Origin of the sequence: Streptomyces sp. XM4193, from assembly GCF_023072595.1 — a bacterium.
In the GTDB taxonomy this organism is placed as follows: Bacteria; Actinomycetota; Actinomycetes; order Streptomycetales; family Streptomycetaceae; genus Streptomyces.
In genome coordinates, this window is sequence record NZ_JALLGK010000006.1 from 331,900 (window position 1) to 354,660 (window position 22,761).

Consider the following 22,761-nt stretch of genomic DNA (forward strand, 5'->3'; position numbering starts at 1 on the left):
ATGAACATTACGCCTGATGACCGGTCTTGAAACCGGGTTCGGCCGCGCGGCTGGGATCACTTTGCCCGGCCACCGGCGGCAGCCCGGTCCGGCGGGGAGCGGCGAGCGCACGGCGCGTCAGCACCAGGAGCAGGAAACCCGCCACTCCCGCGGCGCCCGGCACGGCGAATCCCCCGGTGACTCCCCCGCTCTCGATGGACGGTCCGACGACGGCGGTGCCGAGCGCGGCGCCCACACCGAAGGTCGTCACCAGCCAGGAGAACGCCTCGGTGACCGTACCAGCGGGCGCGTGCCGGTCGACGACCACGAAGGCGCAGCTCAGAGCCGGCGCGAGGAAGACGCCCGCGAGGCAGGTGAGCACCGTCATCGCAACGTAGGAGGGCGTCAGCATCAACGGCAGATAGCCCAGTGCCAGCAGCCCGATCAGCACCAGCAGCCGCGGCTCCGGTGCGCCCGCCCACTCCCGGGCGCCGTACGCCAGCCCGCCCACCAGTGCGCCGAAGCCGATCCCGGACATCAGCAGCGCGTACACGACGTTGCCGCTGACGCCGGTCTGCTCGTCGGCGTAGGCGACCGCGGCGACCGTGATCGAGCCGAGCGCCATCCCGACGAACACGAAGGCACCGAGCAGCGCGAGCAGGCCCGCCGAGCGCAGCGCCCCCAGCCAGTGCGCCTCGCGGGGCGCGCTGCGCCAGGAGCGCGAGGGCTGCGAGACCGCGACCGAGAGGGCGCCGAGCACCCCGATCAGGTTGATCACCAGCAGCGCGGTCGCCTCCGACCACAGCGCCACGCACACCGTCACCGCCAACGGGCCCACGGTGAACATCACTTCCTGCGCCACCGAGTCGAGCGCGTACGCCTTGTGCACCCGGTCCTGCCGCTTGAGGACACTCGGCCACAGCGCGCGCAGCCCGCCCTCCAGCGGCGGGGTGAAGACACCCGCAACCAGCACGGCCAGCGCCGCGGCGCCCAGCGGTTCGACACCGACGACGGCGAAGGCGACCATGCCGAGGGCGGAGACGACCGCGGCCGGCAGCATCACCCGCGGCTGGCCGTGGAGGTCGACGGCCCGCCCGAGGAGCGGCTGGCCGATCGCGGTGGCCAGTCCGTACACGGTCGCGAGCACGCCGGCGAGGGTGTAGCTGCCGCCCTCGGCGCGGACGAAGAGAACGATCGCGACGTGCGCGGTGGCGTTCGGCAGCCGACCGACCAGGGTGCCCGCAAGCAGCCTGGCGGCGTGCCGTGTGCGCAGTAGTTCGCCGTACCCGGTCGGCTTCCTCGCCACTGTGACTCCTCGCGTGTTACGTATAACGTCGTCGCGCTCATACGTACCATGACCGCAGTGTCCAGGTCCATCTCTCATCCGCCGGAGCCCCGCGACGTGAAGCCCTCTGCCTCCAGGCCCACCAGTCGCGACGTGGCGCGCGCGGCAGGCGTCTCACAGGCCAGCGTCTCCCTGGTGCTCGGCGGGAAGTGGCGGGGCCGCGTCTCGACCCGGACCGCAGAGACCGTCCGCGAGGCGGCGCAGCAGCTGGGATACCGCCCCAACCTGGCGGCCCGCAGCCTGCGCACCGGCACCGCGCGCACCGCGATGCTGGTCGTCCCCGCGCTCACCGGCGACTTCTTCGCCCAGGTGCACACCGGAGCAGCCCGCGTGGCCGGCGAGCACGACTTCGGCGTGGTGCTCTATCCCTCGCCGGAGGGGATCGGCCGCGCCCCCGACCCGTTCGACTCAGCGCGGGCGGCGCTGGACGGAGTGATCGCCTCCTCGATGGCGGCCGAGGCCCTGAGCGCGCTCCAGGACGGCGGCCTCCCGCTGGTCATGCTGGACAGCGAGCCCTCGGACCCGATGGCCTCGGCCGTCGTCAACCCCGACATCGCCGACGGGATGCGCCGGGTCGCCGACCATCTCCTCGATCTCGGCCACCGACGGGTGGCGCATCTGGCGGCGGACGTGCCGAGCTGGACCTTCCGGCTCCGTGCCCGCGCCCTGCACGAGGCGCTCGACAACTTTCCGGGCGCCGAGCTCGTCGCCACCCGCGCGGCGGCGCTGAGCGTCCAGGACGGGCAGCGGGCGGCCGCCGAGCTGCTGGCCCTGTGCCCGGCACCCACCGCGATCGTCTGCGACGACGACGTACTGGCGGCCGGCGTCTGCAAGGCCGCGCGGCGCGCGGGCCTCTCGGTGCCGGGCGAGCTGTCGGTGACCGGCTTCGACGACCTTCCGCTCGCCACCGCCCTGGAGCCCGAGCTCACCACGGTTCGGCTGCCCGCGCAGGAGGTGGGAGCGGCCGGGATGCGCGCCCTGCTCGCCGTACTGGACGGGCTGCGACCGGACACCACCACGCTTCCGGTCTCACTGGCGGCGAGGGCGTCGACCGGGCCCGCCCCGCACTGAGAACGCCGCCGCCGCGAAGGGCACTCCCTTCACGACGACGGCGTCTCGGGTGGGCCGCTTACGCCTTGTCGTCGTCCTCCGACTCCTCGGCGCTCCCGCTGCCTGCATCCTTCGAATCGGCGGCGGGCTTCTTCCCCTTGGCGCCGGGGCGCGCCTTGCTCTTCGGCGCACTCTCGGCCGCGGCGCCGCCGGAGCCGGTCGCGCCCTCGTCGTCCGCATCCGCGTCGTCCGAGGCGGACGCCGAAGCGGCCGAACCCGTCTCGGCCTCCAGCAGCCGGGACAGCTGCCGGCCCAGGATGCGCTTGAACTTTCGCTGCTGCGGTCGGCTGCGGTCCAGGACGGCGACCTCCAACTGGTCGGCCGTCAGCGAGCGTTCACCTCCGGTGCTGTCCCGGCCCAGCGCCTCGACTGCCAGTTGCAACGCCTCTGCCAGGCTCATGTCGTCGCGGTGGCGCTGGTCGAGGTGGCTGCCGATCTGGTCGGAGTTGCCGCCGACCGCGACCGAGCCGTGCTCGTCGACGATGGAGCCGTCGTGCGGCAGCCGGTAGATCTGGTCGTCCTCGGGCGCCTCACCGACCTCCGCGACGATCAGCTCCACCTCGTAGGGCTTCTCCGCGCCGCTGGAGAAGATCGTGCCGAGCGTCTGGGCGTAGACGTTCGCCAGGCCCCGCGCGGTGACGTCGTTGCGGTGATAGGTGAAGCCGCGCAGATCGGCGTAGCGCACACCGCCGATGCGCAGGTTCTCGAACTCGTTGTACTTGCCGACGGCGGCAAAGGCGATGCGGTCGTAGATCTCGCTGACCTTGTGCAGCGCGCGCGAGGGGTTCTCGGCGACGAAGAGGATCCCCTCGGTGAACTGCAGCACCACCACACTGCGGCCCCGAGCGATGCCCTTGCGGGCGTACTCGGCGCGGTCCGCCATGGCCTGCTGGGGCGATACGTAGAACGGCGTGGACACCGGCTTTCCCGTCCCTTCCTGTGCTTAGAGAACCGGGGCCTGGGGCCCGTTGGGGTGCTGGAGGCGGCCTTCGTGGATCGCCCGCGCGATCTCCGAGACCTCGGCCTCGGTGAGCCGTTTGAAGCCCTCCTCGGTGATCACCGTGACGACGGGGTAGATACGGCGCGCGAGGTCCGGGCCGCCGGTCGCCGAGTCGTCGTCGGCGGCGTCGTAGAGCGCCTGGACCGCGACCGTCGCCGCCTGCTGCTCGGTGAGCTCCTCGCGGTAGAGCTTCTTGAGCGCGCCCCGGGCGAAGACCGAGCCCGAGCCGACGGCTGCGAAGCCGAGCTCCTCGGAGCGCCCGCCGGTGACGTCGTAGGAGAAGATCCGGCCCTTCTCGCGGTCGACGTCGTACCCGACGAAGAGCGGGACCACTGCGAGGCCCTGCATCGCCATGCCGAGGTTGCTGCGGATCATGGTGGAGAGCCGGTTCGCCTTGCCCTCCAGGGAGAGCTGTGCGCCTTCGACCTTCTCGAAGTGCTCCAGCTCCAACTGGAAGAGCTTCACCATCTCGACCGCCAGGCCCGCAGTGCCGGCGATGCCCACCGCCGAGTACTCGTCCGCGGGGAAGACCTTCTCGATATCGCGCTGGGCGATCATGTTCCCCATGGTGGCGCGGCGGTCGCCGGCCAGAACGACGCCGCCGGGGAAGCCCGCGGCGACGATCGTGGTGCCGTGCGGCGCCTCGACGGCCCCCTGCACGGGCGGCAGCTGCCGCCTGCCGGGCAGCTGCTCCGGCGCGTGCTCGGACAGGAAGTCCATGAAGGAGGACGAGCCGGGCGTCAGGAAGGCGGCCGGCAGACGCCCGGTGCTACCAAATTTGGCTTCCACACGTTTCCTTCCACGTAGTGGGGCCGCCGCCGTCCGGCGTCCGGCCTGTCCTTGAACTGCCCCACTGCCGCGGCGCCATGGAAGCGTCGCCGGTGGAGCACGGTACGCCTCGGACCTTACCCGCCCGGTGATCTCTATCCACCTCTTCCGCCCATGACGAAAAGTGGATTCGAGGACTCGACGAGGGCTCAACGTGCGCACCGGCCACCGCACTTGGCAATTCGGGGCGCGCATGCCCGGCGGAACGCCGCAGAAAGCGGCGCCCGCGGCGGAGAGCGAGAGCGCCGAGAACGGAGAGAGGTGGAGAGGGCCGACGCGCTGCACCGTGTGCGATGCGCGGCCTCTCCACCTCCCGCCCTCGGCTCAACCGGGCCGGTGGCGCGCCGCCACTGCCCGAACACGCTCGACACCCCACCGCGTCACCGCGGTGAGAGCGCCGAGGGGACGGTTATTGGCCGCCCTTCTGGACGAAGCTGCGAACGAAGTCCTCGGCATTCTCCTCCAGGACGTCGTCAATCTCGTCCAGCACCGAGTCGACGTCCTCGGAGAGCTCTTCCTGGCGCTCCTTGAATTCTTCGGAGACCTCGGTCTCCTGCTGTTCCTCGGTCTCCTCGGTGGACCTTGTCGCCTTCTGCTGTCCGCCGCCGGTGTCCCTGCTCGCCATGTGCCTCACCCCGCTCGGATTCGAAGTACAAGATCAGACCCTAAGGGTTGGGACTGACATCGGCCCTTTGGTTGTTCAAGCTCCTGGCCGTCTGGATCATTCCCGGATACTCGCCCGGGAATCAGTTGCCGGACAACGCTTTCAGCAGGTCCTCCGCGGTGCGGCAGCGGTCCAGCAGGTCCTTGACGTGCTTACGGGTGCCCCGCAGCGGCTCCATGGTCGGAACGCGCTGGAGGGTGTCGCGGCTCGGCACGTCGAAGATGACCGAGTCCCAGGAGGCCGCCGCGACGTCGTCGGCGTACTGCTCCAGGCAGCGGCCCCGGAAGTACGCCCTGGTGTCGGCGGGCGGCTTGCCCACGGCCCGCTCCACCTCGGACTCCTCCAGCAGCCGCGCGACCTTCCCCCGGGCGACCAGCCGGTTGTACAGGCCCTTGTCCGGTCGGACGTCGGCGTACTGCAGATCCACCAGGTGCAGCCGGGCGGCGTCCCACTCCAGCTTGTCCCGGCGGCGGTAGCCCTCCATCAGCTCCAGCTTCGCCACCCAGTCCAGCTCGCCGGACAGACTCATCGGATCGCGCTCCAGGCGCCCCAGCACGTCCTCCCAGCGGTCGAGGACGTCGAGCGTCTGCTCGTCGGCGTCGGCGCCCCAACGCTCCTCGACGTACTTGCGGGCAAGCTCGCAGTACTCCATCTGCAGTTGCACGGCGGTGAGGCTGCGTCCGCTGCGCAGGGTGATCTGCTGCCGCAGCGAGGGGTCGTGGCTGACCCGGTGCAGCGTGCGCACCGGCTGGTCGACGGCGAGGTCGACCGCGATGAACTCGTCCTCGATCATCGACAGGACCAGGGAGGTGGTGCCGAGCTTCAGATAGGTCGAGATCTCCGACAGATTGGCGTCGCCGATGATCACGTGGAGCCTGCGGTACTTCTCGGCGTCTGCGTGCGGCTCGTCCCGGGTGTTGATGATGGGGCGCTTGAGCGTCGTCTCCAGCCCCACCTCGACCTCGAAGTAGTCGGCGCGCTGGGAGATCTGGAAGCCGTGCTCGGAGCCGTCCTGGCCGACACCCACCCGGCCGGCCCCGCAGAACACCTGCCGGGAGACGAAGAACGGCGTCAGATGCCGCACGATGTCCGAGAAGGCGGTCTCGCGCTTCATCAGGTAGTTCTCGTGGGTGCCGTAGGAGGCGCCCTTGTTGTCGGTGTTGTTCTTGTAGAGGTGGATCGGCTGGGACCCCGGCACCTCTGCTGCTCTGCGGGCGGCCTCGGCCATGATGCGCTCGCCCGCCTTGTCCCACAGCACCGCGTCCCTGGGGTTGGTGACCTCGGGCGCGCTGTACTCGGGGTGTGCGTGGTCCACATAGAGACGGGCACCGTTGGTCAGGATGACGTTCGCCAGACCGATGTCCTCGTCGGTGAGCTGGCTGGAGTCGGCGGAGTCCCGGGCGAGGTCGAATCCGCGCGCGTCGCGCAGCGGATTCTCCTCCTCGAAGTCCCACCGGGCACGGCGGGCGCGGTGCATCGCGGCGGCGTAGGCGTTGACGACCTGGGAGGAGGTGAGCATGGCGTTGGCGTTCGGATGCCCTGGTACGGAGATGCCGTACTCCGTCTCGATGCCCATTACGCGCCGTACGGTCATGCGACCTCCTCGCCCTTGCGACGGCCCGCCCCGGGCCGTCGCTCAAGTCCCGCCGCGTCGCCACCCCGCGTCCTTCGGTGCGCTGCGCGTGCACCGAGCCTAGAACGCCGTGAGGCTGCTGGGGAGGGCGAAGCGGGCTCCCGGTGAAATGCTCCGGCTGCGACTGCCCGTGCAAGGGCAGCCGCAGCCGGGCGGTGTGTGCTCTTTACAGGTACTGACCGGTGTTCGCCACCGTGTCGATCGACCTTCCGGTGTCGGCGCCCTGCTTGCCGGTGACGAGCGTGCGGATGAAGACGATCCGCTCGCCCTTCTTGCCGGAGATGCGGGCCCAGTCGTCCGGGTTGGTGGTGTTCGGCAGGTCCTCGTTCTCCTTGAACTCGTCCACGCAGGCGGCGAGGAGGTGGGAGACGCGAAGGCCCTTCTGGTTCTGGTCGAGGAACGCCTTGATGGCCATCTTCTTCGCCCTGTCCACGATGTTCTGGATCATGGCGCCGGAGTTGAAGTCCTTGAAGTAGAGGACCTCCTTGTCACCGTTGGCGTAGGTGACCTCCAGGAAGCGGTTCTCCTCGGACTCCGCGTACATCTGCTCCACGACCGACTGGATCATGCCGGACAGCGCGGCCTCGCGGTCGCCGCCGTTCTCGGAGAGGTCGTCGGCGTGGATCGGGAGCCGGGAAGTGAGGTACTTGGAGAAGATGTCCTTGGCCGCCTCGGCGTCCGGACGCTCGATCTTGATCTTCACGTCGAGACGGCCGGGGCGCAGGATGGCCGGGTCGATCATGTCCTCTCGGTTGGAGGCGCCGATGACGATGACGTTCTCCAGGCCCTCCACACCGTCGATCTCCGACAGCAGCTGGGGCACGATCGTGTTCTCCACGTCCGAGCTGACGCCCGAGCCACGGGTGCGGAAGAGCGAGTCCATCTCGTCGAAGAAGACGATGACGGGCGTGCCCTCGCTGGCCTTCTCCCGCGCGCGCTGGAAGACCAGCCGGATGTGCCGCTCGGTCTCGCCGACGTACTTGTTGAGCAGCTCGGGGCCCTTGATGTTGAGGAAGTAGCTCTTCCCCGCGGGCTGCCCGGTCACCTCGGCGACCTTCTTCGCCAGGCTGTTCGCGACCGCCTTGGCGATCAGCGTCTTTCCGCAGCCGGGCGGGCCGTAGAGCAGAACGCCCTTGGGCGGGCGCAGCTCGTGCTCCTGGAACAGGTCCGGGTAGAGGTACGGGAGCTCGACCGCGTCGCGGATCAGCTCGATCTGCCCGCCCAGGCCACCGATCTTGGTGTAGTCGATGTCCGGGACCTCTTCGAGGACGAGCTCCTCGACCTCGCTCTTGGGCACGACCTCGTAGACATAGCCGGAGCGCGGCTCCAGGAGCAGCGCGTCACCGGCCCGCAGCGTCGCCGCGAGCAGGGGCTCGGCGAGTCGTACGACCCGCTCCTCGTCGGTGTGGCCGACCACCAGGGCGCGCTCGCCGTCCTCCAGGACTTCCTTGAGGGTGACGATGTCCCCGGCGCGCTCGAACTCCATGGCCTCAACGACGTTGAGGGCCTCGTTGAGCATGAGCTCCTGGCCGCGCCGGAGCTCCTCGAGCTCCACGCTGGGGCTCACGTTGACCCGGAGCTTGCGGCCACCGGTGAAGATGTCCGCGGTGCCGTCCTCGTTGGCGTGCAGGAAGACACCGAAACCCGCGGGCGGCTGTGCGAGCCGGTCGACCTCCTCCTTGAGCGCGACGATCTGGTCGCGTGCCTCGCGGAGAGTGCCGGCCAGTCGTTCGTTCTGCGCGGACACACCCGCGAGATTTGTTTGGAGCTCGACGATCCGCTCTTCGAGAACTCGAGTGTGCCGCGGAGAGTCGGCGAGCTTGCGGCGCAGGACGGCGATCTCCTGCTCAAGATGGGCGACCTGGCCTGCCGGGTCTTGTGAACCCCGACCGGGCCGGGCGCCGTGGTTCTGGTCGTCGTCGTGGGCTGCCACGGTCCTCACCTCCTCCAGGGGGAGCTGGACGCATCCAGACCCTACCTGGGCCTGGTGGGGTTGAAACCCCTAGATCACAAAGACATCGGGGTGTGTCTGATCTTCACTCCTGCGCACCCCTCACGCCAGGGCAATACCCATCCCGTCGCACCGGAACAACATCGGAAGTGGGCCAGTTGTATCGTCGATGTGGTCAACACCCTTCCCGGGTGGCACCAATTGATGAAATCCCCGTGCAGGAACGGCAGGCGAGATGACTGTGCAGCACGAGACGGACACCGGCGAGCTGGAGGTCTGGATCGACCAGGACCTCTGCACGGGTGATGGCATCTGCGCCCAGTACGCGCCCGAGGTCTTCGAATTGGACATCGACGGCCTGGCGTACGTGAAGGGCGCGGACGACGAGCTGCGCACCGAGGCGGGGGCCACCGCGCCGGTGCCGCTTCCGCTGCTGACCGAGGTGGTGGATTCGGCCAAGGAGTGCCCCGGCGACTGCATCCATGTGCGCCGGGTCGACGACGGCGTCGAGGTGTACGGACCGGACGCGGACTGACCGCGCCGGCGCCCCCTTCCGGCGTCCCGGGCACCGGCGCCCGGCGCCCGGCGGCGCGGCGCCTCAGACGCCCAGCGCCGTGGGGGCCGCCTTCAGCGCGAAGTCGCCGTCGGTCCACTGCCAGCTGACCGAACGCTCCTGGTCGGGGCAGCAGCGCGGGACCTTCTGCGAGGAGTAGCCGCGCAGGGTCGCGGAGATGACTTCCCCTCGCACCGCGAAGTCGTCCACGCTCAACCGCTCGGCGGGATCGAGCAGTGTGCGGACCACCCGCGGCGGGGCACCGGCCCGCTCCCCGCGGGCGAGTACGAAGACCCCGCTCGGCGGCGTTCCGCCCTCGGTCGCGCAGCGGACGACCGCGATGGTTTCAGCCACTCCGTCGCCGTCGAAGTCCGCGGCGCCGTGCTCGACGACACCCGCCTCCCAGGGACCGCAGTCGAGCGGATAGTTGGCCTTCTCCGGATCCGGGGCGCCCGCTCCGGCCTGCCGGTGTGCGGCGAGAGGGGCGGTGTCGCTGGTGGCGGTGGCGTCGGTCGGCTGGATCATGACGGTCGTCGCGACGACCGCCGCGAGGGCCGCGGCGGTGGCGAGCCAGTGCACCGGGCGTGTACGGGTGTGCGGAAGGTCCGGGCCTGCCGAGGGCTGCACTCGGGACGTCTCCAGTGTGAGCAGGGTTACGGGAGTGGGCAGCATCGTGCCATACATCACACCGGCCCGGAACGGCCGGGGTGCGCAAGGAAGTTGGGCCCGACCGCGCCTCGGCCACAGCACCCGGCGGGCATGTGCGAAGGGCGCCACCGGCGGCCGGGCCCTCGAGGGGGCTCCGGCGGGCCGATGGCGCCCTGGAGCGGAAACGGTGGGACGGGCGGGCCGTGCGTGCGCGGACGGACGCACAACTCGCCCGGGACGTGCGGAGGAGTGCTCGCGGCTCGCTCAGGAAGCGGAGCGCGGGGAACTGTCGCGACCCTCGGCGCTCTTGCCGCCGGGCCCCGTGTAGTCCTCGCCGTACGCGCCCTTGGCCGGACGGCGACGGCGCAGCGGCGGCTCGACACCGTCCGCCAGCCTCCGCGCGGTCAGCAGGAAGCCGGTGTGGCCGATCATGCGGTGGTCGGGACGGACCGCGAGGCCTTCCACGTGCCAGTTGCGCACCATGGTCTCCCAGGCGGCCGGCTCGTTGAAGGTGCCGTGCTCCCTGATCGCCTCGACGGTGCGCGCGAGTTGCGTGGTGGTCGCGACGTACGCGCAGAGCAGGCCGCCCGGCACCAGAGCCTTGGACACGGCGTCCAGGCACTCCCAGGGGGCGAGCATGTCCAGGATGATCCGGTCGACGTCGGTGTCGCTCAGATTGTCCTGGAGATCGCCCACGGTGAGCTGCCAGGCGGGGTGCGGGCCCCCGAAGTAGCGCTCGACGTTGTTGCGGGCGATATCGGCGAAGTCTGCCCTGCGCTCGTAGGAGTGGAGCATTCCGTGGTCGCCCACGGCGCGCAGCAGGAACATGCTGAGCGACCCCGAGCCGACACCGGCCTCGACGACGCGTGCGCCGGCGAAGATGTCGGCCATCGCGAGCACCTGGCCGGCGTCCTTGGGATAGACGACGGCCGCTCCGCGCGGCATGGAAAGGACATAGTCGGGGAGCATGGGGCGCAGCGCCAGATAGGCGACGTTTCCCGTGGTACGGACGACACTTCCCTCGGGGGCACCGATCAGCTCGTCGTGGGGGAAGGCTCCCTTGTGCGTGTGGAAGCTCTTCCCCTCTTCGAGAGTGAAGGTGTAGTGGCGGCCCTTGGGATCGGTGAGCTGAACCTGGTCCCCGACCTGGAAGGGCCCGCGGCGGCGGGCGGCACCGGTCGGTTCGGACATGCGCTCCAGCCTAGTCCAGACCGCGGCGGGCTCCGCACCGAGGTGGCCGTGCCGACGCGCACGACCGGCCCGAGGCCGAGGCCGGGGACGTGCGGTGCGTGCGGTGAGTGCGGTGCGTCAACGGGCCGTGTCGGGCTTGGACATGGCGTCCACGAACGCGCGTTCCACGTCGTGCGTGGCGAGCACGCCGTAGATCTCACCGGTCTCCTCGACCACCAGGTACTCGGTGGCGGGGAACTCCCGCAGTCGCTCGATGAGTTCCTCGCCCGCGAGCTCGGCGGAGATCCGCAGATCGTCGCCCAGGTCCTGGCTCAGGGTGCCGACCGCGACCCAGGGGCGGCGGTGCTCGGGGACCTCCACGATGCCCGACTCGCGCACCACCGCGGTGGGCGCGCCGTGGGCGTCGACGACCACCAGCGCGCGGGCGCCGGACTCGTTGGCCCGGCGCAGCGCCTCGGAGAGCGGGGTGTCCGCGGTGACCGGCACGGCCCGGCGGGTGAGCGTGCGCGCCCGCAGCTCGGGGAGCCGGGCGCGCAGCCGCGCGGAGCGCAGGCTGTTCCCGGCGCCGGTCCAGATGATGGCGGCCAGGATCGCCGCGAGCAGCGCGTCCGTCAGCGAGTTGAGGTTGCCCACCGACTCTCCGCGGGATAGCCCGCTGGCGTGGGTGGCGAGGGGCAGGCCGATGAGGACGGCGACGGCGAGCCCGCGGCCGGTCCACGCCGCGGCGACCGTCCCGGTCATCGGGTTGCCGCTGAGCTTCCACACCACCGCCCGCAGCATCCGGCCGCCGTCCAGCGGCAGGCCGGGCAGCAGGTTGAACGCGGCGACGATGAGGTTGGAGATCATCAGTCCGGCGAGCAGGACTCCTGGGACGGTGCGCGGTTCGACGGCGAACATCGCGAGATAGAAGACCGCTCCGAGGAGGAGCGAGAGCAGCGGCCCGACGAAGGCCAGCACGAACTCCCGTCCCGGCGTCTCGGACTCCTTCTCGATCTCGGACACGCCGCCGAAGAACTGGAGTTGGATACGGCGCACCGGCAGTTGGAAGCGCAGGGCCGCGACGGTGTGGGCGAGTTCGTGGACGAGCACCGAGGCGTAGAAGGCGACGGCGAAGAAGAGCGCGATCAGGTAACGCACGGCGCCGAGGTCGGGCAGGATGCGGTCGAGCTGACCGCCGAACACCCAGGTGATCAGCGCGGCGACGAGGAACCAGCTCGGCGCGACGTACACGGGCACCCCGAACGGGCGGCCCATCAGGATGCCTCCGCCCGGCTTGCGCCCCGGCGGCTTCCCGCCCCCGCCCGGTGCCCCGGGCTGCCGGTTCGATTTCTCCGGCTCGGCGCTGTTGTCCGTGTCTCCCACGGGGTCCTCTCGTCGCGGTCCGCCCGCACCCGCTCGTGCGCATGTCCCGCCGGGACACCGCGGGTTGCCGGTGCTGACGTCGATGGTAAGTCTCCGGCTGTCAGTGCGGCGTCGTAGGGTCGTTGTCCATGGGAAACAGCGCTGAGCCGCGGGCCGTGGCGGCCGAGGAGACGACCGGGCAGGTGCTGCCGCGGCAGCAGGAAGGCTCCCCCGTGCCGGAGCCGCCCATGCCCGGAGGGCCGTCCTCGCTCTCGCCCTCGCGTGCGGCGGACTTCATGCGCTGTCCGCTGCTCTACCGGTTCCGGGTGATCGACCGGCTGCCGGAGCGGCCGAGCGCGGCGGCGGCCAGGGGCACGGTGGTGCACGCGGTGCTGGAGCGGCTCTTCGAGTCCCCGGCCGCGCAGCGCAGTGTGCCGAGGGCGCGGGGCATGGTGGCCGGCGAGTGGGAGCGGCTGCTCGCCAAACGACCCGAGCTGGCCGAGCTGTTCGCCGGGGACACCGCGGACGGAGCGGAGCTCGCCCGCTGGCTGACCGAGGCGGAGTCCCTGGTGGAGAAGTGGTTCACGCTGGAGGACCCCACCCGTCTGGAGCCGGCCGAGCGGGAGCTGTTCGTGGAGACGCGGCTGGAGTCCGGCCTGCGGCTGCGCGGCATCATCGACCGGGTGGACGTCGCCCCCGACGGCCAGGTGCGCATCGTCGACTACAAGACGGGCAAGGCGCCCCGGCCCGAGTACTCCGGCGAGGCGCTGTTCCAGATGAAGTTCTACGCGCTCGTCCTGTGGCGGCTGCGCGACCGCGTCCCGACCAGGCTGCAGCTGGTCTACCTCGGCAGCGGCGATGTGCTGACGTACGACCCGGACGAGTCGGACCTGCTCTCGGTGGAGCGCAAGCTGCTGGCGCTGTGGAGCGCGATCCAGCAGGCGACCGAGACGGGCGAGTGGCGGCCCCGGCGCAGCAGGCTCTGCGACTGGTGCGACTACCAGGCGCACTGCCCCGAGTTCGGCGGCACTCCCCCGCCGTATCCCCTGACGCTCCAGCCGAAGCTGCCGCTGGAGGTCGAGTGCCACGGCAGTACGCCGGCGGCGCCCGGGAGCGGCGGCGCGAGCGGGGCGCCCGGGCCGGCGGCGGACGCGTAGAGCCGCGCGGGCGGCGGTGCCGGGCCCGGCTCGCGGTGGGAACGCCCGCTCGGGCGCGGGGTCAGCCGGTGCTTCGCCGCGCACCTGAGTGAGAATGGCCCGGACCGACAGACCGGCCCGTGAAGGGGAGTTCCTGTGGCCATGGCAATTCGAGTCCTGCTGGTGGACGACCAGCCGCTACTGCGCACCGGGTTCCGCATGATCCTGGAGGCGGAGCAGGACATCGCCGTCGTGGGTGAGGCCGGGGACGGCCAGCAGGCCCTGGACCAGGTGCGCGCGCTCCAGCCCGACGTGGTGCTGATGGACATCCGGATGCCGCGGATGGACGGCGTGGAGGCGACCCGGCAGATCTCCGGCCCGGAGAAGGACGGGGTGGCCAAGGTCCTGGTGCTGACCACCTTCGATCTGGACGAGTACGTGGTCGAGGCGCTGCGCGCGGGTGCCAGCGGCTTCCTCCTCAAGGACGCGCCCGCCCAGGAGCTGGTCCAGGCGATCCGTGTGGTGGCCGGCGGCGAGGCGATGTTGGCGCCCTCGATCACCCGGCGGCTGCTGGACCTCTACGCGGAACGGCTGCCGGCCGGCGAGGAGCCCGTACCGCAGACGCTGCACACTCTGACCGAGCGCGAGGTGGAGGTCCTCAAGCTGGTCGCCAAGGGTCTGTCGAACGCGGAGATCGCCGCCGACCTGTTCGTCAGCGAGACCACCGTGAAGACCCATGTCGGGCATGTGCTCACGAAGTTGGGGCTGCGCGACCGGGTGCAGGCGGCGGTGTACGCGTACGAGAGCGGGCTGGTGCGTCCCGGAGCGCAGTAGCCCCTCGCCCGCTGCGCCCGCCGCGGCGGGCGACACCTCGCCGCACGCCCGGACTCAGCCGGTTCTGCCGATCTCCCAGAAGCGGAAGACCGTCGAGGCGTCGAGGGTCCATTCGACGCCGGTGACGTCCTTCTGCGCCACGGCGTACTGGCGGCCCTGCCACACGGGCAGGATCGGCAGGTCCCGCGCGACCTGGTCCTGTATCGCGCCGAAGTCCTCCACCGTGTCGGCGCGGCGGCTCTCCCGGGCGGTGCGCGGCAGGAGTTCGGCGGTGATGCGGCCGGCGTCGTAGCGGTTGTCCAGCACGTTCCCCTCGCCGAAGAAGGGGTCGGTGAAGTTGTCCGCGTCCGGATAGTCGGGGACCCAGCCCTTGACGTACACGCCGTACTCGCCCGCCGCGATGCCCTTCTCGTACCGGTCGAGCTCCGCCACCCGCACGTCCGCGTCGAAGAGTCCGCTGGCGTTGAGCTGCCCGGCGACAGCCCTCAACTCCCTTGTGGTGTCGGGTCCGTAGCGCACCGGGGTGGACCAGAGCGTGAGCTCTGCCTTCCCCTCGATGCCGGCCGACCTCAGCGCGGCGGCGGCCCGGCCGCGCTGCGGGCGCTCGCCGTAGCGGTCGAAGAAGGCGGTGTTGTGGCCGGTGACGCCTGCCGGGACGACGGAGTAGAGCGGCTCGGTGGTGCGCCGGTAGACGTCGCGGGTGAGCGCCGGGCGGTCCAGGAGGTGGGCGACAGCCTCTCGCACGGCCCGCTGCGAGGTCTGCTCGTGGTCCAGGTTGAAGACGAGGTGGTGCACCTCGGCGCTGGTGCCGCGAACGACCTTGAAGTCGTCGAACTCGCTTCTGCCCGCGTCGTCGAACGCGGCGAGGTCCTTGGTGGCCAGCCCGCGGTAGGCGAGGTCGATCTCCTTGGCGACCAGCGCGCCGCGCAGTTTGGACTGGTCCTCGAAGAACCGCATCCGCACGCCGGAGTTGTCGGTCTCGGCAGGGCCCCGGTAGTCGGGATTGGTCCGGAAGACCGCCTCCTGCCGGTCGTGGCTCTCCAATGTGTAGACGCCGGAGCCGACGGGATCCCCGTCCTCGCGGAGCCGATCGGCGGGGTAGACGCGGTGGTCGACGAGGGACCCGGCGCCGGAGGCGATCTTCTGCGGAAAGGTCGCGTCCGGCTTCTTCAGGTGGAAGACGGCGGTGAGTTCGTCGGGCGTCGAGACCTTGCGCAGCGATTGCAGCATCACCGCGGGGCCGTCCGGATCGTCGATGGCCAGCGTCCGGTCGAAGGAGTGCTTGACGTCCTTCGAGGTCAGCTCGTTGCCGTTGCTGAAGCGCAGTCCCTCGCGGAGTGTGCAGGAGAAGACCCGGCTGTTGCTGTCCCGGAAGCCGCACCGCTCGGCGGCCTCGGGCTGTGGGCCGCCGCCGCCCTTGGGGAAGCTGAGCAGGGACTGGAAGACGTTGTTGAACACCAGCCAGGAGCCCGGGTCGTAGCCGGAGGCGGGATCGACGGACTGGACCGTGTCGGTCATCCCCAGCACGATGCTGTCGTCGTCGCCGGATCCGCCGGTGACGCCGCAACCGCCGAGCAGCCCCGCCGCCAGCGCCACGGCCGTCAGCGGCGCGATCAGCCCGTACCGCTTTCTCACGCGCACGCTCCCACCCTGTCCCTCGCGCGGCCACCCACCCGGACGGGTGCCCGTACGACGCTCGGGGACGCTGCGCTCCCGCACCGGCGTCCGGCACTCCGCGCGTCCTCTGCGCCGGTCGGACGAAGCCTAGTTGGCCTCTACACCCGTTTACCAGGGGGCGGCCGGTGCGACCGCGTCACACGGTGCGCCCGACCGGATCACGAATCGTCGGGTGACACCGGCCGGCCGCGGGCAGGTGGCGGGGAGCATCATCGGCCGGGTGGGCTCGGGGCGCCGGGGCGCGGGCGATCCCGGAGGCCCGGGTCCGCCGGAGGAACGTCGTGGCGGGGCTCCCGCTCCGTGGCGTCGGGCGTGCTGTGCCGCCGCCCCGGCCTCAGCTCACCACGGCGATCATCGACCGCAGAAAGCCCAGGTCGATCTCCTCGATCGAATCGACGACCAGCCGCTCGGGCGTCCTCTCGATGGGCGCGACGGACGGTACGGCGACCACCCGGCAGCCCGCCGCCTCGGCCGAGGCGACACCGGTGGCGGTGTCCTCGATCACCGCGCAGCGCGCCGGATCGGCGCCCAGCCTGCGGGCCGCGGTCAGATACGGCTCGGGGTGCGGCTTGGTGTGGCCGACCTCGTCACCGGCGACCGAGAGGGCGAAGTTCTCCGGCCCGAGCGAGCGCAGCATGCAGTCGATGTTCACCCGGTGCGAGGCGGACACCACCGCCGCGGGCACCCGGTGCGCGGCGAGCTCGGTGAGCAGCCGCCGCACCCCGGGCATCAGCGGCACGCCGCCTTCGACTCGCGCGGTGAAGCGGGCCTTCAGCTCCTCCGAGAGCTCCGGCACGGAGATGTCCGCCCCGGTCACCTCGATCAGATACGCCGCGCTGCGGCTCATCGGCCCGCCGACCACGACCTGGCGGTGCGGCTCGGTCAGGACGTGGCCCAACTCGGCGAAGACCTCGCACTCCACCTCCCACCAGAAGCCCTCGGTGTCCACCAGCGTCCCGTCGAGGTCGAGCAGTACGGCCTGCAACGCCGAGCCTTCGGCGGTACGGGTGGCGAGAGCGGGAGTGGAGCTGGTCATCCGCGGCACCTCCAGGGCTTCAGGGGCCGGTCGAGGGCCTGGTGGCCCAGGCGTCGAGCGGCCCCTGTCGGGTCGGACAGTGTACGCCCGCCCGTCCGCGGTCACCCGGTCCGCGCACGGCGGGTCCCGGCGGGGTGTACGCGCTCCCCCGCTCACCCCGCCGCAGGTCGGCGGGGCTCGGGACGGTCAGCGGGCGTTGAAGTACTTCGCCTCCGGGTGGTGCAGCACGATGGCGTCGGTTGACTGCTCCGGGTGCAGCTGGAACTCCTCGGAGAGCTTGACCCCGATCCGTTCGGGCTGGAGCAGCTCGGCGATCTTGGCCCGGTCCTCCAGGTTGGGGCAGGCGCCGTAGCCCAGCGAGAAGCGCGCGCCGCGGTACTTCAGCGCGAACATGTCCTCGATCTCGGCGGGGTCGTCACCGGCGTAGCCCAGCTCGGAGCGCACCCGGGCGTGCCAGTACTCGGCCAGCGCCTCGGCCAGCTGTACGGAGAGCCCGTGCAGTTCGAGGTAGTCGCGGTAGGAGTCGCTGGCGAACAGCTCGGCCGTGGCCTCGCCGATCCGCGAACCGACCGTGACGACCTGGAGCCCGACCACGTCCCGCTCGCCCGTCTCGGCGGGACGGAAGAAGTCCGCCAGGCACAGCCGGCGGCCGCGCCGCTGCCGTGGGAAGGTGAAGCGGGTCAGCTCCTTGTCGTCGTCGCCGAAGAGCACCAGGTCGTTGCCCTCGGCGTGGCAGGGGTAGTAGCCGTGGACGACCGCCGCCTCCAGCAGGTTCTCGGTGTGCAGCTGGTCCAGCCAGCCGCGCAGCCGCGGCCGGCCGTCGGTCTCGACCAGCTCCTCGTAGCTGGGGCCGTCTCCGCTGCGGCTCTGCTTGAGTCCCCACTGGCCCTTGAACAGCGCGCCCTCGTCCAGCCAGGACGAGTACTCCTTGAGCTGGATGCCCTTGATGACCCTGCTGCCCCAGAACGGCGGCTCGGGGACGGGGTTGTCGAGCGCGGTGTCGGAGCGGGTGTTGTCCACCGGCTCCTCCTCGGCGACCGCCAGGTCGCGCTTGGGCACCCGGCGCTGCTTGAGCGGCGGGAGCTCCGCACCGGGGACTCCCCGCTTGACGGCGAGCAGTGCGTCCATCAGCCGCAGGCCCTCGAAGGCGTCCCGGGCGTAGCGGACCTCGCCCTGGTAGATCTCGTGCAGGTCCTGCTCCACGTACGCCCTGGTGAGCGCGGCGCCGCCGAGAATGACGGGGAAGTCGGCGGCCATGCCCCGGGTGTTCAGCTCCTGCAGGTTCTCCTTCATGATCACCGTGGACTTCACCAGGAGCCCGGACATGCCGATCACATCCGCCCGGTGCTCGTTGGCGGCGTCGAGGATGGCCGAAACCGGCTGCTTGATACCGAGGTTGACGACGTTGTAGCCGTTGTTGGACAGGATGATGTCGACGAGGTTCTTGCCGATGTCGTGCACATCGCCGCGGACCGTGGCCAGGACGATGGTGCCCTTGCCGTCGTCGTCGGTCTTCTCCATGTGCGGTTCCAGGTGCGCGACCGCGGTCTTCATCACCTCGGCCGACTGGAGCACGAACGGCAGCTGCATCTGGCCCGAGCCGAACAGCTCGCCGACGACCTTCATCCCGGCCAGCAGGGTGTCGTTGACGATCTCCAGCGCGGGACGCTCGGTCAGCGCCTCGTCCAGGTCCGCCTCCAGGCCCTTGCGCTCGCCGTCGATCACGCGGCGCTGCAGGCGCTCGTCGAGCGGCAGGGAGGCGAGCTCCTCCTGCTTGCCGGCCCGCATCGACTTGGCGTCCACGCCCTCGAAGAGCTCCAGCAGCCGCTGCAGCGGGTCGTAGCCCTCGCGGCGGCGGTCGTGGACGAGGTCGAGCGCGACCTCGACCTGCTCCGGCTCCAGCCGGGAGATCGGCACGATCTTGCTCGCGTGCACGATCGCCGAGTCCAGCCCCGCCTTGACGCACTCGTCGAGGAAGACGGAGTTCAGGACCATCCGGGCGGCCGGGTTGAGGCCGAAGGAGATGTTGGAGAGCCCGAGGGTGGTCTGCACATCGGGGTGGCGGCGCTTGAGCTCGCGGATCGCCTCGATGGTGGCGACGCCGTCGCCGCGGGACTCCTCCTGGCCGGTGCAGATCGTGAAGGTCAGGCAGTCGATGAGGATGTCGCACTCACGGATGCCCCAGTTGGTGGTGAGGTCGGTGATCAGCCGCTCGGCGATGGCGACCTTGTCCTCGACCGTCCTGGCCTGGCCCTTCTCGTCGATGGTGAGCGCGATGAGCGCCGCGCCGTGCTCGCGCGCCATCCCGGCGATGCGCGCGAAGCGGGACTCGGGGCCGTCGCCGTCCTCGTAGTTGACGGAGTTGATGACGGCCCGGCCGCCGAGCTTCTCCAGACCGGCCTCGATGACCTGGGGCTCGGTGGAGTCCAGCACCAGCGGAAGCGTGGAGGCGGTGGCGAACCGGCCCGCCAGCTCCTTCATGTCGGCGACGCCGTCGCGGCCGACGTAGTCCACACACAGGTCGAGCATGTGCGCGCCCTCGCGGATCTGGCCCCGCGCGATCTCGACGCAGTCGTCCCAGCGGGCCTCCAGCATCGCCTCGCGGAACTTCTTGCTGCCGTTGGCGTTGGTGCGCTCGCCGATGGCCAGGTAGGAGGTGTCCTGGCGGAACGGCACGGTCTGGTACAGGGAGGCGGCGCCCGGTTCGGGCCGGGGGTTGCGCTCGGCCGGCGCCATGGCCCGTACGCGCTCGACGAGTTGGCGCATGTGCTCGGGGGTCGTGCCGCAGCAGCCGCCGACCAGGGAGAGGCCGAACTCGCGGACGAAGCCCTCCTGCGCGTCCGCGAGCTCCGGCGCGGTCAGCGGGTAGTGCGCCCCGTCCTTGCCCAGGACCGGCAGGCCGGCGTTGGGCATACAGGCGATCGGGGTCCTGGAGTGGCGGGCGAGGTAGCGCAGGTGCTCGCTCATCTCGGCCGGGCCGGTGGCGCAGTTCATCCCGATGAGGTCGATGCCCAGCGGTTCCAGCGCGGTGAGGGCCGCGCCGATCTCCGAGCCGAGCAGCATCGTGCCGGTCGTCTCGACGGTCACCGAGACGATCAGCGGTACGTCCAGGCCGGTGGCGGCCAGCGCGCGCTTGGCGCCCAGCACCGAGGACTTGGTCTGCAGCAGGTCCTGGGTGGTCTCCACCAGCAGTGCGTCGGCGCCGCCGGCGAGCATGCCCTCGGCGTTGCGCTGGTAGGCGTCGCGCAGGACGGCGTACTCGGCGTGGCCGAGCGTGGGCAGCTTGGTGCCCGGACCCATCGAGCCGAGCACCCAGCGGGTCCGGCCGTCCTCGGCGGTGAACTCGTCGGCGACCTGGCGGGCGAGGGCGGCTCCCGACTCGGAGAGCTCCTCGATCCGGTGCACGATGTCGTACTCGCCGAGCGCCGCGTGGTTGGCGCCGAAGGTGTTGGTCTCCACGCAGTCCACGCCGGCGGCGAAGTACTCCCGGTGGACCGAGCGGACGATGTCGGGACGGGTGACGTTCAGGACCTCGTTGCAGCCCTCGAGATTCTGGAAGTCCTCCAGCGAGGGGTCCTGGTCCTGGAGCATCGTGCCCATCGCGCCGTCGGCGACGACGACGCGGGAGGTCAGTGCCTCCCGCAGGGCTGCGGCACGCTGTGCCTGGTCGAGGGGCTGCGCGGGCGAGGACATACGAGTGCTCCCTGGAGTGCGACGGCTGTCGGCTTTACCTCCCGCCGCATCCACGGCGGAGGTACGCGGACCAGCGTATAGGTCTCGGTCGCGTGTGCGGTCAGTCATTTCGCTTCCTGGACCGCCGTAGACTCGGATCGGCTGTCGCTGAACGACATGATCCGATACCGTTCGACATGGTCGACCGCTGTAAGTGACGAGCGTGCCTTGGGGTCGATACCGCTCAACGGCCCGTACGGCGAGGGAGGAAGCCCGATGGCCCGCAGCATCCAGTCCCTGGAACGGGCCGCGGCGGTACTGCGACTCCTGGCCGGCGGCGAGCGCCGACTCGGGCTCTCCGACATCGCCTCGACCCTCGGACTGGCCAAGGGCACCGCGCACGGCCTGCTGCGCACACTCCAGCAGGAGGGCTTCGTCGAGCAGGACGAGGCGTCGGGCCGGTACCAGCTGGGCGCCGAGCTGCTCAGGCTGGGCAACAGCTACCTCGACGTCCACGAGCTGCGCGCCCGCGCCCTGGTGTGGTCGGACGATCTGGCCAGGTCGAGCGGCGAGGCCGTCTATCTCGGGGTGCTGCACCAGCAGGGCGTGCTCGTCGTCCACCACGTCTTCCGCCCGGACGACAGCCGCCAGGTGCTGGAGATCGGCGCCATGCAGCCGCTGCACAGCACGGCGATGGGCAAGGTGCTGGCCGCGTACGACCCGGTCGCCCACAGCGAACTGCTGGACGGCGAGCGGGAGGCGTTCACCCCGCACACCACCACGGAGGCGCCGGAGCTCGAGGCGACCTTCGAGCAGACCAGGAAGCACGGCTGGGCCTGCGACACCGAGGAGTCCTGGGAGGGCGTGGCCTCGGTCGCGGCGCCGATCTTCGACCGACGGCGGATGCCGGTGGGCGCGGTGGGCATCACCGGCGCGGTGGAGCGGGTCTGCGAGGACGGAACGATCCGCCCCTCGCTCGTCGCCGCCGTACGGGGATGTGCGCGCTCGGTCTCCCGCGATCTGGGCGCCGGCCGCTTCTGAACGCACCCGGGCACCGGGACTCGGCACCGCCGCACCGCCGCACGGGGCACGGCCTCGCTGCCCGGCCGCACCGCCCAGCCGTACCGCCCGGCCGCACCGCCGCAGCACCCGTGCACCGGACAGCCGCACCAGTGCCCACCCGCCCCCTTGACGGAAATCCATTCGAGGAGAAAACTGCCGTGCGACGGTCGACATTGTCGAACGCGAGACGGGATCGGTTCACTCGTCCACTTCTGCACGTCTCTTGAATCTCCCTGACAAAGGAGTCGCGGGTGTCCAACGCAGACATACTCACCGGCGAGGTCATCGGCACCGCCGTGCTCATCCTGCTCGGCGGCGGCGTGGTGGCCGGTGTCGTCCTCAAGCGCTCCAAGGCGTTCAACGCGGGATGGCTGGCCATCACCTTCGGCTGGGGCATCGGCGTGCTCACCGGTGCCTACATCTCGACCACCCTCTCCGGTGCGCACCTGAACCCGGCGGTCACCGTCGGCATCGCGATCAAGGAAGGCGCCTGGGACAAGGTGCCGTTCTACTTCCTCGGCCAGATGATCGGCGCGATCATCGGCGCCACCCTGGTCTACGTCGCGTACTACGGCCACTTCCTCGCGCACCTCAACGACCCGGAGACGGTCAAGGCGCAGCAGGAGGCGCAGAAGAACGCCCCGGCGGGCACCACTCCGCCCGGCCCCGTGCTCGGCGTCTTCTCCACCGGCCCCGAGATCCGCAACCCCGTGCAGAACGTGGCGACCGAGACGATCGCCACCACCGTCCTGGTCCTGGCGATCCTGGCGCTCAACCTCACCGAGGGCCTGGCGGTCTCCGGCACCGGTGTGCTGATGGTCGCGCTCGTCGTGGTCGGCATCGGCCTCTCGCTCGGCGGCCCCACCGGCTACGCGATCAACCCGGCACGCGACCTCGGTCCGCGAATCGTGCACGCGGTGCTCCCCCTGCCGAACAAGGGCGGGTCAGACTGGAGCTACGCGTGGGTGCCCGTTGTCGGCCCACTGCTCGGCGGTGCGATCGCCGGCGGGATCTACCAGCTCGCCTTCGCCTGACCACCGCTGACGGGCGCTCAGCCGCCGCCCGCGCCAGCCACCGAATCGACGTCACGGAGCCGCACTC

Annotated in this window: 18 protein-coding genes; 6 read left to right on the forward strand and 12 right to left on the reverse strand. The window is 70.8% G+C overall.

What is annotated here, in order from left to right:
- Positions 1-7: 7 nt before the first annotated feature.
- A complete protein-coding gene (locus MTQ01_RS18270; RefSeq protein WP_247491656.1) occupies positions 8-1,285 on the reverse strand; it encodes an MFS transporter in 1,278 nt (425 codons plus the stop codon).
- A gap of 48 nt (positions 1,286-1,333) precedes the next feature.
- Between MTQ01_RS18270 and MTQ01_RS18275 the strand changes: the two genes are divergently transcribed.
- Positions 1,334-2,395, forward strand: coding sequence for a LacI family DNA-binding transcriptional regulator (locus tag MTQ01_RS18275; RefSeq protein WP_247491658.1), 1,062 nt, complete (start codon positions 1,334-1,336; stop codon positions 2,393-2,395).
- A gap of 58 nt (positions 2,396-2,453) precedes the next feature.
- On the opposite strand, the gene prcA is transcribed toward MTQ01_RS18275, so the two are convergent.
- The 5 genes from prcA to arc all read right to left on the reverse strand — a co-directional run bounded on the left by prcA (position 2,454) and on the right by arc (position 8,492).
- Positions 2,454-3,353 carry a proteasome subunit alpha gene (gene prcA, locus MTQ01_RS18280; RefSeq protein WP_247491661.1) on the reverse strand — a complete coding sequence of 300 codons (900 nt, stop codon included), beginning with the start codon at positions 3,351-3,353 and terminating at the stop codon, positions 2,454-2,456.
- A gap of 24 nt (positions 3,354-3,377) precedes the next feature.
- Positions 3,378-4,223 (reverse strand): proteasome subunit beta, encoded by an 846-nt coding sequence (gene prcB, locus MTQ01_RS18285; RefSeq protein ID WP_247491663.1) that lies wholly within the window; start codon positions 4,221-4,223, stop codon positions 3,378-3,380.
- Positions 4,224-4,671: 448 nt separating this feature from the next.
- Positions 4,672-4,887: a ubiquitin-like protein Pup gene (locus MTQ01_RS18290; protein WP_247491665.1), complete on the reverse strand. Its 216-nt coding sequence runs from the start codon at positions 4,885-4,887 to the stop codon at positions 4,672-4,674.
- Positions 4,888-5,008: 121 nt separating this feature from the next.
- Positions 5,009-6,520, reverse strand: coding sequence for a depupylase/deamidase Dop (gene dop, locus MTQ01_RS18295; protein WP_374207783.1), 1,512 nt, complete (start codon positions 6,518-6,520; stop codon positions 5,009-5,011).
- Between the two features lie 205 nt (positions 6,521-6,725).
- Complete coding sequence (gene arc / locus MTQ01_RS18300) at positions 6,726-8,492, reverse strand: proteasome ATPase (protein WP_247491667.1); 1,767 nt, start codon at positions 8,490-8,492, stop codon at positions 6,726-6,728.
- 253 nt (positions 8,493-8,745) lie between these two features.
- Here arc and MTQ01_RS18305 point away from each other — a divergent pair, with 253 nt between their 5' ends.
- Entirely contained in the window at positions 8,746-9,045 is a 300-nt protein-coding gene (locus tag MTQ01_RS18305; protein WP_247491668.1) for a ferredoxin, read from the forward strand.
- Between the two features lie 63 nt (positions 9,046-9,108).
- Here the strand turns inward: MTQ01_RS18305 and MTQ01_RS18310 are convergent, their stop codons facing one another.
- From MTQ01_RS18310 to MTQ01_RS18320, 3 genes are all read right to left on the reverse strand, one after another.
- Complete coding sequence (locus tag MTQ01_RS18310; RefSeq protein WP_247491669.1) at positions 9,109-9,735, reverse strand: hypothetical protein; 627 nt, start codon at positions 9,733-9,735, stop codon at positions 9,109-9,111.
- Positions 9,736-9,975: 240 nt separating this feature from the next.
- Entirely contained in the window at positions 9,976-10,902 is a 927-nt protein-coding gene (locus MTQ01_RS18315; RefSeq protein ID WP_247491670.1) for a tRNA (adenine-N1)-methyltransferase, read from the reverse strand.
- Positions 10,903-11,019: 117 nt separating this feature from the next.
- Entirely contained in the window at positions 11,020-12,264 is a 1,245-nt protein-coding gene (locus tag MTQ01_RS18320) for a site-2 protease family protein (protein ID WP_247491671.1), read from the reverse strand.
- A gap of 227 nt (positions 12,265-12,491) precedes the next feature.
- Between MTQ01_RS18320 and MTQ01_RS18325 the strand changes: the two genes are divergently transcribed.
- Together MTQ01_RS18325 and MTQ01_RS18330 are read left to right on the forward strand one after the other, a co-directional pair.
- On the forward strand, positions 12,492-13,400 hold the full coding sequence (locus tag MTQ01_RS18325) for a RecB family exonuclease (RefSeq protein WP_247491729.1): 909 nt from the start codon (positions 12,492-12,494) through the stop codon (positions 13,398-13,400).
- A gap of 141 nt (positions 13,401-13,541) precedes the next feature.
- A complete protein-coding gene (locus tag MTQ01_RS18330) occupies positions 13,542-14,213 on the forward strand; it encodes a response regulator transcription factor (protein WP_211040545.1) in 672 nt (223 codons plus the stop codon).
- Between the two features lie 54 nt (positions 14,214-14,267).
- Here the strand turns inward: MTQ01_RS18330 and MTQ01_RS18335 are convergent, their stop codons facing one another.
- From MTQ01_RS18335 to metH, 3 genes are all read right to left on the reverse strand, one after another.
- Positions 14,268-15,848, reverse strand: a complete 1,581-nt coding sequence (locus tag MTQ01_RS18335; protein ID WP_247491672.1) for an ABC transporter substrate-binding protein — start codon at positions 15,846-15,848, stop codon at positions 14,268-14,270.
- 376 nt (positions 15,849-16,224) lie between these two features.
- On the reverse strand, positions 16,225-16,926 hold the full coding sequence (locus MTQ01_RS18340; RefSeq protein ID WP_247491673.1) for an HAD family phosphatase: 702 nt from the start codon (positions 16,924-16,926) through the stop codon (positions 16,225-16,227).
- Between the two features lie 186 nt (positions 16,927-17,112).
- On the reverse strand, positions 17,113-20,619 hold the full coding sequence (metH, locus tag MTQ01_RS18345) for a methionine synthase (RefSeq protein ID WP_247491674.1): 3,507 nt from the start codon (positions 20,617-20,619) through the stop codon (positions 17,113-17,115).
- A gap of 255 nt (positions 20,620-20,874) precedes the next feature.
- On the opposite strand from metH, the gene MTQ01_RS18350 reads away from it, so the two are divergent.
- Entirely contained in the window at positions 20,875-21,639 is a 765-nt protein-coding gene (locus MTQ01_RS18350) for an IclR family transcriptional regulator (protein WP_247491675.1), read from the forward strand.
- 272 nt (positions 21,640-21,911) lie between these two features.
- The gene (locus MTQ01_RS18355) at positions 21,912-22,694 is read left to right on the forward strand and encodes an MIP/aquaporin family protein (protein ID WP_211041510.1); all 783 of its coding nucleotides are present in this window, start codon (positions 21,912-21,914) and stop codon (positions 22,692-22,694) included.
- The last annotated feature ends 67 nt before the right edge of the window (positions 22,695-22,761 follow it).